General features: G+C 34.5%; 5 protein-coding genes and 2 pseudogenes. 5 read left to right on the top strand and 2 right to left on the bottom strand.

What is annotated here, in order from left to right:
• The first annotated feature begins 143 nt into the window (after positions 1-143).
• On the top strand, positions 144-1,901 hold the full coding sequence (locus tag CAN34_RS11615) for a hypothetical protein (RefSeq protein ID WP_089555787.1): 1,758 nt from the start codon (positions 144-146) through the stop codon (positions 1,899-1,901).
• 356 nt (positions 1,902-2,257) lie between these two features.
• On the opposite strand, the gene CAN34_RS11610 is transcribed toward CAN34_RS11615, so the two are convergent.
• Positions 2,258-8,677 (bottom strand): hypothetical protein, encoded by a 6,420-nt coding sequence (locus CAN34_RS11610; protein WP_089555786.1) that lies wholly within the window; start codon positions 8,675-8,677, stop codon positions 2,258-2,260.
• Positions 8,678-8,961: 284 nt separating this feature from the next.
• Here CAN34_RS11610 and CAN34_RS11605 point away from each other — a divergent pair.
• Both CAN34_RS11605 and CAN34_RS11600 read left to right on the top strand, forming a co-directional pair.
• Positions 8,962-9,641, top strand: a pseudogene (locus CAN34_RS11605) (IS3 family transposase).
• A gap of 390 nt (positions 9,642-10,031) precedes the next feature.
• Positions 10,032-10,361: pseudogene (locus CAN34_RS11600) on the top strand (HPP family protein).
• 34 nt (positions 10,362-10,395) lie between these two features.
• Here CAN34_RS11600 and CAN34_RS11595 read toward each other — a convergent pair.
• Complete coding sequence (locus CAN34_RS11595) at positions 10,396-11,793, bottom strand: PLP-dependent aminotransferase family protein (RefSeq protein ID WP_089555785.1); 1,398 nt, start codon at positions 11,791-11,793, stop codon at positions 10,396-10,398.
• A gap of 170 nt (positions 11,794-11,963) precedes the next feature.
• On the opposite strand from CAN34_RS11595, the gene CAN34_RS11590 reads away from it, so the two are divergent.
• Complete coding sequence (locus CAN34_RS11590; RefSeq protein ID WP_089555784.1) at positions 11,964-12,635, top strand: LysE family translocator; 672 nt, start codon at positions 11,964-11,966, stop codon at positions 12,633-12,635.
• 75 nt (positions 12,636-12,710) lie between these two features.
• Positions 12,711-13,323, top strand: a 613-nt coding sequence (locus CAN34_RS11585; protein ID WP_165767647.1) for an EamA family transporter, incomplete at its 3' end; no start/stop codon positions are given.

Here is a 13,323-nt window from a genome sequence, read left to right as displayed (position 1 = left end):
TAGGTTATTACTGATAAAAATATTTGTAGTATTCGACCATAAAAGATGAAGCTTAATCAGTTAATAGCAATAAAAAGTAAGTTATTTGAATAGATAGTAACTACAATCATTAAATCTGAGTTTAAAAAAATTTTGAACACTATATGACAAATACAACCGACTCAAGCACTCAAGCACCTGTATCTGATAGTAATCAACAAGTAGCTGAATTCTCTCTACGTTTGATTTATCCATTCTCTTTCACTGGAGATATCGACGACTTTAATGAGAAACATTTATCACAGCAAACCATCGGCAACTTGCTAAATGATCAGTTACCACTTTTTTTAGAGGCTTTTGGCCTAGAAAGTAGTCAAAACAACAATAACGACACTACAGTTGATTTAGAAATTTTAGAAACTGATAGTATTGAAACGAAAAAACAAAAGCGAAAAGCGGCAAAAGGACAAAAATTAGCTATTTTAAAAGCTAATCCTTTATGGCAAAAGTGCTATCCAGCAATATCCAAGGACTTATATCCTCATATACGCCACCTATTAAGAACTGAGCACACTGAGCTATCACAATGCTATGAATTGACCGATGAATCTTGGCAGTTACTAGATGCTGGTATAGGGCGTTTTGGTAAAGGGTTATCGATAGATTTGAGCCCCACTTCTACATCACGGTTGGGTCTTTCAGCAGATGAAGGTAAACATATTCCTTTTAGTTTTTGTCGTACAATGAATGGTCAACAGAACCAAAAACCACAACTATATTTATTTGGCTTTGGAGAGGGCTTACTTACAGTTGAGCTAAGCATCGACACTAAATTTCTAAAGAAGTACCAAACCTGTGCTGTATTGGAATTCATTCATGCTATTACCCATATAAATGCACATTCTTCAAATATTAGCTTTTTGATAAAAAAGGACAGTGGGTCTTTACAACAAACTCATCATAAAACTAATTTACTAAATATTTTTTATCACTTATTAGGTCAAAATAGTAGTGAGCAAGATAGTCAGCAAGCCAACACTAACAATTATTCTCAGATACCGTATTCTGAACATTTAAGCCGGTTTTTTAGTTATGCTGCTTTACGATTTGATAGTACTTACTCAATGTCAATAAGTACTATAAATGAAGCAAAGAGGGAAAAGATTAGCGCCCTTGCCTACTCTATGGCACATCGGCATACCGACCATTATCTACCTACATCAGAGAGTGTGAACACCGGTGTTTATCTACCCTTTGTAAATATTGCACACTGTAATAGCATCGAAGGTGGCGCAATCGTGATAGATACGATGTATGTTAAAGATGCTACTAATGAAGTATCTATCATTGAACATAATCAGCTATATATAAAAAATACTATTCGAAATGCCTATTGGCCAATGATATTACTAAGTTATCTTGAATTTATCTATCTGATCAAACTCACCAGTGACACTTGTAATGATGTTAGTCTATTATCGGTAGATGAAGATACTATAAAGAATCTAGAAGACTTACGCCGAAAGATGCTCAGCTTCCGCTTGCATTTTCGCTATTCACAAGCCAGCCAATTGGCTCAGCACAATAAATTTTATAGTAGATGGCGGCATGCTTTTGGTAGTGACATTCTCGCTGATGAGTTAGCAGATGATATACTACAAATTAATAACCTATTAACTTATAAATTAGATAAAGATGAGAAGGCACTGCAAGAGCAGCAAAATAAACACTTTACCATCTTGGGTATATTGGCAACGACCCTGTTAACTACTATCGGTATCTTTGAAACAAACTTCAAGTTATATAGTGATCCTGAGCTTAAAATACTAAGCCCTCTTACCTTTATGACTTTTGGAGTAGCACTAATATTAGCAGTTATTGCCTGTTTCGTTTATCTAAAAATATTTGAAAAAAGGCAATAGATTAGAAATATAAGGCGTATCATCAATTATGCCAAACGACAAAAGAGACCAGCATACCCATAAATATGATCGTTTCATCTACGCTGTTTTATATCGTGAAAAACTATAAAAATGGCATGAGTAGTAGATAAAACCATTTTTTCATATTTAATCTATACTTCGATCTATTAGGTAGCAAATACCTCGTTCTTAGCATATTTAAAGTATTAGTAATAAACTTACACTCTATGAGTCAATCAAAATTTATAAGCACCAAAAAAACTCTCTATGTTATTTCCTACACAGCTTAGAGAGTTTTTTAATACTTTTTATTTTATCTAAAAGTTAATTCTTTAAAGATATGTCTAGGGTGTATCCTAGAAAGGTATATCGTCATCCAAGAATTCTAATTGATAATTTTCGTAATTAAGTAACTGGGTAGAAATATTTAGATCGTAGTCCCATAATAAAGGATAAACATAATTAACATCATTCATCATTGATATGGCTTGGATATGGAGTTTTACAGCCATATTTAAGTCAGTATTATCAGACTCAAATCTACCCATTATCTTTATATTTTCAAATATACTTTCTATTTCTTTAGCCACTAATAGCAAATATTCTGAAACTCTAGAAGTCTCTAAGGGGGATTTTTTATCCGCTAAAACCTGTCTGTATTCCAAACTATGTTTATGTATATCATTTAATATAAAAGCATTGCCTAGAGCATGAAGAATATTTGCCCAAAGTATACGATCATCTATATATATTTCTTCTATTAAAAATGCTTTAGAAAAACTAAACTTCAGTTTGAATATTTTTAACAAAATATTCTCACCTTCAAATATTGGATACTTAAACACCTTTAGAGGCTTTTTAACAGATACAAGATTAAACGTTCTAGAGTCATAGAACCTATCGTTAGCCTCATTTATGAACAATATCCCTTGCAAGAACCAATCAACTTGGTGCTCAATTTTAATTATCTTAGAGTAATTAGTTGAGTAATGAAGCTCAGTTACTTTTCCACAGTCTAGTTTAGCTAGGTTAAACTGATGCAGTTTATTATATAAAATTGCTCGGTTATTATAATTTTTAATCGAAAATTGGATTAATTCATTTGAGTAACTATTAACATTGGCTTCTAACATATACTGATTAATCTTATCAAGCTCTGCTAAGGCTTTTGTATAATTATAAATTGCTATTTCGTATTTTTCATGATCACTACTGACTAAAAATTCATATGCGTAAGCTTTACAAAAGAGGATTATAGCTAAATTTGATTTTAGTCCTAGAAGGTAGCCATTACCTTTTTTATTTAATATTTCTTTACAGACCTTCTCGGCAATAGTGTATTGTCCTATAGCTAACTCAGCATTTGTGTAGAATGTAGTTTGAGCCTTATTTACAAGACGTTCAATATAGATGCCGATATCGTTCTCAAAATGTATAAACATTGGGTCAGCTCTATCTTGATGAAGAATTCCTGACCATCTGTCTACAGATTCCAAATCACTCAAATACCCTAAATATAGTTTTGTATGCAAGTTTTTATCATTAGCATTGTGTATATCATATTTTACTGTACATATAAACGACTGTCTTTCCCAATATACTAAATCTTGTAACTTGTATACATAATTTACAGAGCTATAATTTAGAATATTTATATCAGCCTCTAAATTAGATAAATAGCGCCTAGGTTCTAGCGTATTTATTTTAATCTGACATCTTAAATCAGGTGTAGATATTGTATACTTACTATTCAATAAATTAATTTTAGTTATAATGTCATACATATCTTCTATATAGTTATTCCTATAACTAATATAGTCTTTAGGCTTGATATTAGGAAAGTAATCAGGGATCCTATAAACTATACTTGCATAACCTTCTACACACTGATTATACAAATTCACTGCAAGTCCTGGTTTATCTATCTTTATACTTACATCAGCTTTTTTTATTTTTAACTTCAGTTTATTGCCCACAGATTGAGCAACATATCTACTTACTATCCTAGCTTCGTATTCGTTTAAAATAGAAGAAATATAATCTATACGCTCATATTCTTTAATTAATATTTCAATATTTTCAATTAAAGTATCGTGTTGATCTTTAGATTCATATAACTCTCCTATAGAGCCATAGATGCTAATTTTCTTACTTATAAATTCAATTCTATCAATATTAGATAATGTCTGATTAATATATACTTCTATACGATCATTAAGATTTTTTAGATCATTTATGTAACTCAAGTCACTATATTCAATTCTTTCACAGTCAAATTTTTTGCTCAAAGAACTATGGTAAGTTTCAATCGTGTCCCCAATAATTAAGTTTAATCTAAAGTCATACGACCTGTCATTAACTTGGTCAAAAAATTCTTCCATATCGTCCAACATAGATACTGTAATAGCAGTGACCTCAGTCAAATAATCATATTTTTCTTTTAAATTATTTCTATTATTTCCATCATTATCGAATGACCAAGTTAACTGCCTTATGCAGCTTACAAGCTCCTTTCTCCAACCAATTAACTGGTCTTTTAAATAATTTTCATTCAATGATTTAGAATCTATAATCCGATTATTTTCACTACTCTCTTTTTCAATATGATTTTTATAGTAGCTGCGTATATTCTGGATAACTTCATCTGCTTCTTTTTTCATACCTAAATTTAGGTATGAAATAGCACACGATATATAATACATAAATAGATTGCTTCTGAAGTCAGAGTGCTTTTTATCTGAGATATCAGTAACGAGGATCGATTTTATTAAAACTACCGAAGAATTATTCAACTCAATAAGCACATCTTTATCTGTAACAAAGCTTCTTTTATAGAAGTAAAGTCTTAAAATCTCATTCTTTCTAGATTTTACTTCAGATACCTTTAATTTTTCTAATTTTTCTAATTTTTCTAAATCTGCTAACTCTTTTAAATATTTTATTTTAATCATATTTTTCTGATAATCTTCGTTTATTTTTTCTAAAGCTATCTCCTCTAGTTCAATGAGTCTATTTTGATTATTAATTACAATTTCATCATCAACCGAATCGTCATTAACAAGATTTACTCGATTAATATTATTATATATTTTAGAGAGATAGTCGTTCCAAGAGCTAGGTATAAACTCATTACTCTCTTCTAATGACTCTTTGTTATTCTCAAGTATTTTAGCAGCTTTATTCAAATCATTTACAATCTTAGAAAATGGTGAATAAATATCACCATTACTCCATTTAGCATTTAATAATAGAGCCATATAATGGCTATACTTTAAGGGAATATCAGATTCAAAACCTTCTAAAACTTCATACATTAGAGTTACAGCATGGTTTAACTCATCAAATTGGTAATTATAAAAATCCATCGCCATATATGATAGCTTAAAATATTGAGTTACTAACTCAAATTTTTTTTCAGCTCTGCCTTCTTGTATAACCTCTTTATATAGTTGATAAACTTTCTTTATATCACAACAATCCAATAACTTATCAAAAAGAGTAGTGCCATGTCCATGTTGTAAAGTATAATAGGCTTCTTGAGATAATTTTTTAGCTTCAGCTAACTTTAACTCTTGCTTAAAATCATGGTATTCGCATTCTGAATTAATTTTTTTAGAATGCGAATCCATTAAATCTAGATATCCTAAAGCTTCATTAAGGTAATCGCTATATTTTATAAGTTTAAATTTATAGTTCTCAACTAAACTTTTATTCCTCTCATCCCATTGATTTTCATTTTCATTACTCCTAGATAAAGACTCTAATAAAGTAACGACTCTATCACTAAAAATTCCAGCTAAGTCTGATCCACATAAAGATGAAGCCGATTTGTAGTTTATTTGTGCATACTCTTCTTGTTCCATATATTCTAATAAGTCACCTCTGCATATGTAATTATTTGCTAGTCGAAGGTGAGTCTTACTATACTTAAGAGGATCTGAGGTGTGGAGCTTAAGTTCATTTTTAAGTGAACTGGTATTTTTTTGACAATAAATCTCTAAGTTTAGCCATGCTAAAGAATTCCTTACACATAAATCCATCTCGTTCATATGATAATTATGATGAAAGAAACTTTGAATAACTTCATTTTCAGTAATTTTTTTATAACAGTTTATATCTGAAAAACTACCTGCTTCATGAGCTAGTTTTGCATGACTTAATGCATATCTATTAAGATAATTATTTTCTGGCATATTAGTGTCGTCAAGACTAATAATTCTTTGCTTAGCATGGCTTTTAGAGATAATACCCACTTTATAATCATAACTATAACTATCAGCATCTATCCAAGTTTCATAAAACTGTGTACTAAGTCGCTCATGCCAATTGTTTATCTCGTCTGCCCATTTATCAACAATATACGTATTTAATTCTTTCAACCCTATAGCGTACCTGGCCTTTCCGCTGGTACGTTCAACTTTCATTAAGCTCTTTATAGTAAATAAACAAAAGATAAACTCAGTCGAATAAGCGCCATGAGGTTGATTTAATAACCCTGCTAATGTTTGAGCATTGATACCTTGCCATAATGGTGAATATCCTAAATCCAGTGACTTTTCATTGAAAGTCATTGCTTGATCTTGAATACTAATATCATTATAGAATGCTTGCTCACAAGCCGTTAATAAGGTAATTACATTTTTAATAGCCAAAAATCCCTTGCTATCACCTCCTAACACAAGCTCAAGTCGATCTATAAAATAACCATATAATTCTTTGCCTGGTGGTAGGTCATCAATATCAGCTAATGAAAGCTGTTTTGAACTTATTTGCTCTACTAACATACTAAAATATAAAAACAGAGATTCGGATTTATTTCGTAAGTCTTCAAATATTTCTTCACGCTCTTTCTCTGGAATATCTTCTAATAAATCTTTAAGATTATCATCTAAATGAGTTTTTAAAACTGAAATATATCCTTCGTTTTCTTTATCAATATCAACTTGATAAGCACCATCTAAAATCTTACATTTTAGTTGCCATTGCATCCAATAAGGACAATGTTCAATAGGTCGAGAAGTCAAAACTATATGTATATTTTCATTTAACTTACTTGAGTCTTTACTAGGTATTAAATCAATAATACTTAACTGAGAAAAATCATCCTCTTTGGGCTTACCTATTTCATCAAGACCATCAATAGCAATGATTAAAGTATGATCACTCAAACTCTGTGGTCTGTGCTCCCACATCTCATTAATCCAATTAACAAGAATAGTATCTGCTGAATTACTCTCATCTAGTAAGTCGATTCTTGGAAGTGGTTTATTTCCTCCTACTTTACCTAGCTTTTTTTGTAGCTCAGTATACAAATGCTCTGTGAAATGGTGAGCAAAATATCGATACTCTCTATGGATATGAAAACTTATTACTATGAATTGTCGAGATTCACTCTCATTACTCAAGCTTTCAATATCTGAGAACTGTTTAGTGATACTCTCATCACTTAACCCTTTAATAAAGGTGCTCTTACCTATATGTGCAGGTGCTTGCAACCAAAACAAACCACTATCGTGCTTTTTATTATTCAGATATTCCTTAAGTAAATCATTAAGATACTTTGGTGTCGTAAATTTCGATCCCAACTCTAAAGACTTCACCTCAAATAAGTCTATTAAAGATTCGTTGACTGTATCTTGGTTGATCGTTTGGTTCTCAATATCTTTTTCATCAAATAAGTTAAGTAAAGATTCCTTGGCTGTATCTTGGTCGATCGTTTGGTTCTCAACATCCTTTTCATTAAACTGAATAAAGTTCTTTTCATCAATAATTTTAGTTAAGCTTTCACTGCTAGAAGTACCAGTTTTTAATCGACAACCTGACAAATAATCAATACAGTAATAATCATCTTTGGAAACACCATCAAACATAAATACATCTTTTACCTTACAACTTGGGCAAAATTTTGCCTCTATAAATGGTGCTAACTCAACTTCCTGCTCTGAACTTTTTTTATCAATAAATAGCACTCTACCATATTCAATCTTATGAGCATTAGAACTTGATAGTTCATGTCTTTTTCTAATACTTTCCCAACCTGTCATTTCTACTCTATTATCATTATTAATTAGCACTAATCGAAAGCCATCCCAAGGATTTCTATCAACTAATAAAGTATGCAGTTCAATCATTGTTTCTTTAAAACCTTCAAACAGCGGACTGTTATCAATTCGTAAAGCACCATGCCCAATTTCTTTGTTACGCCACGCAACCATTTCGCTTAACCACTTGTGTAACTTAGTTTGGTTATATTTATTGTTTTTATTTTTTGAACCAAACCAACTTGCTACTCTCAAACCAATGCTATCAACTTCATGACTCACATCTAGTAAAATTAATGTAGAAAGTCTTCTTAATATACTTAGCCAAGCTCCAAAAGATAGTGGTTTTGATAACAATTCAGCTTTAATCACTCTAAATTTATCCGAATGAATACTGAAGCTTTGATTATCTAACCACTGATACATTGTTACTGCAGAAAACTTAACAACAATCTCTACAACATCTTTTAATTGAATCATTGCTGACAGAAAATGACCATTTCTAAGAATATTTTGTAACTGCTTATACTCATGTGCTATTGGTGCTGGATAAGATTCAAATACAATATTTTTCCATTCGTTAGAGTTGGCGAGCCCTTGGCAAAACGATTGCTCTGATAAAACCTCTGTTTTTGACCATTGGTTTCCACAAGTAATGCAGGTAAAAAACTGAGGTTGTTCAAGCCAAATTTTTTCTTGAGATTGGCATTTAGGACAATTATTTTCTGTTGTCATGTTTTAGTCCTTATTCTAATTATTATTTAATAGAATTATCATTAATTCTTATTAGTTTTGAAAACTGTTTATAATCAAGGTATCAGTACAGTGTATAAAACAGCAGTTTTATGGATACTACATACAAAAGTCATTATAACCAACTTGTTTCTATTTAATTTATATTTTGTGCGTTTTTTTAGATAATTAGTCAATGAGATTTATTTACTAGAACCCACCTAAATACAATAAGCTATGTTGAAGGAACTACAAATATTAACTGGCGACTTGATAGGTAGTTTATTATTAGCAAGAGAATTTGCAGCCATAGTGCATAGCAGAAGCGATTAAAAAAGTTTTAGACAACGGTAGCAAGCATAGCGCGACTGCTGGGCACTAAGCAATATGAACTTCAGCTCATGGCTACACTAGAAGAGAATAAACACTTAACGCAGCCTACTATGAGCTAGAGTTCCTAAACAAAGCCACGGCGTACTTTGCTAACATAGTAAAGCACTTTTGCATTAAAGCTAATCAGGGACTCTTTAGCATTACTCACATGTATTAAGTAATAGACATCGCACCCTCTATCTATTAAAACTGGACAAATCAAGGTGTCATTAATCATAAAATCCACCGTAACAATTATGATATTTTAGTTAGAATAGCGCATTCTGAAACCAAACAGCACAGGTTTAAAGTCTCTATTTCACAACGCGTCAACGCTTTGACAATGATCGAGAGCTTTTGGGTCATATTTAAAAACGAGTTGGTGCATCACCAAAACTACAGAGCAAGATTCGAAGCGATTAGAGTTATTACTAAATATATTGGGCTTAGATATAATAAGGAGCGATTAGAAAAGCATTGCTTCGCAGCGACGCAAGGTAAAACCTGTGCCCGCATTAAGACTAGAATTCAAAAATTTTTAGGCTATAAAGCGCCAAAGCAGGTGTGGATTGACTTTTACCATAAGACTGCTTGATTAAAACCTCCCAAGTTAGTTTCTACGGGATTAGTAGCTTAGGTCGATATTGAAATTGCGTATGGCATTTAACTTTCATCATTGTATGGTCGACTTAGAGAGTGTAATCTCAACCTTGCATGGACAAAATTTTTCAAGAATGCTAACGGAATTTCCTTAAGATACTATAAGTATAATATCGGGACTCGAACGACCATAGCGACATTTATATGTTGTTAAATATGTTGTTAAAACTATTAATTCAAATCAATAAACCTATATTTATATAGCGCTGCGTGTAAATAATCGATGCGTGGTGGGCGCACCAATCATTGTATTTAGACATAACCTCGCATTACCTCAAACCCTCTAAACCCCTTATACACATAGATATTTGTCTTTATTGATTACTTGTCATTACCTACTAGCCCTTTTGCGCAGCCAAGAAACGTCATAGGCGGGCATGTTATTGCGACTTTTACAGGACTGGTATTTATGACGTTATTTGGCATTCACTGGTGAAGTATGGCAACCACTGTAGGCACCGCCATTGCGCTAATGCTAATATTTAGAATGCCGCACCCTCCTGCCGGCTCCAACCCTTTGATAGTCATGCTGGGCGCGGTAAATTGGAGTTTTTTAATAACACCTACCCTGATTGGTTCTGTTGTTTTGGTAATCGTAGCACTGATTTATAACAATCTAGGTAAGAATAAGCAGTATCCAACGTATTGGTGGTAAAAGCCTACCTTTGATAGAAAACAGGTGTTTATATTTAATTATCTAAATAATCCCCTAACCAAGCCAAAAACTCATCACTGGTTGTTGATACATTTAATCGCAAATGCGTTGAGGCATTAGCGTCTGGATGAAACAGATGCCCTGGCGCAACCAACCAGCCTTCTTTGTAAGCATCCAGTGCCAACTCTCCGGTATCTTGACCCGTATCCACCCAGACAAACATGCCTGCCTGTGTATGCTCAGGATAGATAAGTCCAATCTTTGGTAGTGCTTTACGCAGTCTTTCATGTCCGGCATATAACTGCTGCTGAACCTTTTTAATTTGCCGACGATACTCGCCATGTGTCCATAATCGATGAACGACGCGCTCACCAAATTCTGGCGTATTTGAATTACTTAATATCTTTATTCGTATGACGTCATCAATAAATTTTTCAGGGCATACGAGCATTCCCACGCGCCAGCCTGATGCCATTGACTTTGAAAATCCTGCTGCATAAAACACCCGTTCGAACTGATCGAGACTGGCATAACGTAGTGCCTGACCGTTTGATACAAAGGGAGCATATAAGTCATCTTCGAAAATATAAGCATCATATTTATGGATTAAATTGAGTACTTGATGCGCGCGTGCAGGATGCAAGTTATAAGAGGTTGGATTATGTAGCACGCTATTAGTTAGGTATAACTTAGGTCGATACGTGGCAAACATCCTTTCCATTTGCTCAATGTTAGGACCTTGATGGTCGCGCTCAACAGCGATGACATTCAAGCCTTGTTGTTGTAAGCAGCTGGTTAGCCAGTACCAACCGGGTGCATCGACCAATACGGTATCGCCAGTTTGGGTCAGCAGCCGCCCGATCATGGTCACGGCTTGCGACACACCTGCTGTAGTGATGACATTCTCAGCATGAGTTTGCATCCCTAATATATTTAAATGCTGCACGAATTGCTGACGTAATGGCAAATAACCTTGGATACTTCCATAGTTATAAATAAAGTCATCCGCTTGCTGAGTAACCTGCCGTATCGCCCATTCCATTTTGTCATTGCGTACCCAGCTATTTGGCAAGGTTCCTGATCCTGGTGAGCGGTGATGCGGGGTATTATTAAAGACTTGTAATAACCAACGTGTATCTATGACTGGATATTTAGCAGCTGTTTTCTCATTGATATTTTGATGGTTCAAGCGTGTCGTTGCATTGACGTAGTAGCCAGAGCTAGCTTTGGCCGTTAATACATTGGTGGCCACCAGTTGCTCATAGGCTTGCACTACGGTAAAGCTTGATATATCTAATAGTTTTGCTAACTTTCGCACCGAGGGCACGCGCTGATTGGGCAGGTAAATCTGCCAGTCAATACGCTGCTGTAGCCATTCAGCGACAGCGGCAGTTTTGGTTAGATTGGGGTTCAAGGTATAGGTTTCGACCATAATGAGATATGCCTGCTTTTATAGACTTTTGATAGAACGATAAATTGTTACGTTGAAAGCGACTATACACTTTGTTCACCATCAGTGAAACTGTATCGGGTCTGTTATGGTCATATCATTTATAGTTAGTCTTATCAATAACCTTTAGCACTATTGAGACGACATACTAAATGAGTATAACCGCGAGCTTCGAAGGCAGTATAACGGCACTGGCAATTTTCATGCTGGTCAATTCTATTACGCCAGGACCCAATAACTTGATGCTACTGCATGGCAGTATTAAACGTGGATTTTGGCCGTGTCGTTGGCACATGCTTGGTATTACTCTCGGCGTCACGATTATGCTTTGGTTGAGCTATTGGGGCATGGCAGCCTTAATTATCAGCTTCCCCGCTGTTATGCTCATCATAAAGATATTGGGCACACTGTATCTGTTATGGCTCACTTATCAGATGGCTAAAACTGACTTTATCGCTGTCGTTAATGACGCCCTAAAGCATAAGCAACAGAAAGCGAATAAAGTCACTATTAAGATAAAGAAACGCTTTGGAGAGTTACCGCTAAGTTTTGGACAAGCGTTACTGTTTCAATGGCTCAATCCCAAAGCATGGACAATGACTGTGGTTGCACCGAGTCTAGCAATGTTCCATGCCGGCAAGCCTTGGCTAGACAATTACGCATTGCTTGCTATGTGCGCGATCATCAATCTGCTATCCATCAGCTGCTGGGCGGCAGGTGGACATTGGCTGCGAAAGCTAGTGCATCTACCACGAGTCATGCGCGTTATTCATATTTTGATTGTACTTATGACGCTATATTGTGCCCTAACACTTTGGTTATAGATAAAAGCTACTCAAACTCAAAATTCAAGCCTCAACAACAACTATAAACCAATAATCATAATCTAGGACAATCCTATGAACCCAATCCACATCGCCTTAGCCGTATTGGTTGCCTTTATTTGGGGTGTGAACTTTACCTTTATTGCATGGGCGCTCGAAAGCTTTCCACCACTCATGCTCACTGCCCTACGCTTTTTCTTTACCGCTGTGCCACTGGTTTTATTTCTCAAGCCACCTAAGTTTAACCGTACGCTATTTATCTATGCCATTGGTACGTTTGTCATGCAGTATGCTTTTGTATTTACTGCTATGCACTTGGGTGCATCAGCAGGGTTAACAGCGCTATTACTACAAGTTCAGATATTTATCACGGTATTACTAGCGTATGTCATATTAGGTGAGAAAGTGAATCGTATGCAGATCATCGGTATGTTAGTTGGTGTACTTGGACTGGGCGTGATTGCACTAAACCTTGGCGGTGATATGCCTTTAATTGGGTTTGTCTGTATCTTGATTGCGGCTATAGGCTGGAGCTTTGGCAACATTGCCTCAAAGCAAGTATCAACGCAATCTGCCTTAAAAGCTACGCAGGAAGAATCAAGTCTGTCTGTTGTCTTACCTACCACTCAGAAGAATAGGGCATCCGCGTTGTCTGCTCTATCTCTAGTAGTATGGGGTGGCCTGATCG

Source organism: Psychrobacter sp. DAB_AL32B (assembly GCF_002224105.1).
Taxonomy (GTDB): domain Bacteria; phylum Pseudomonadota; class Gammaproteobacteria; order Pseudomonadales; family Moraxellaceae; genus Psychrobacter.
This window is presented reverse-complemented; position numbering and strand designations above follow the sequence as displayed.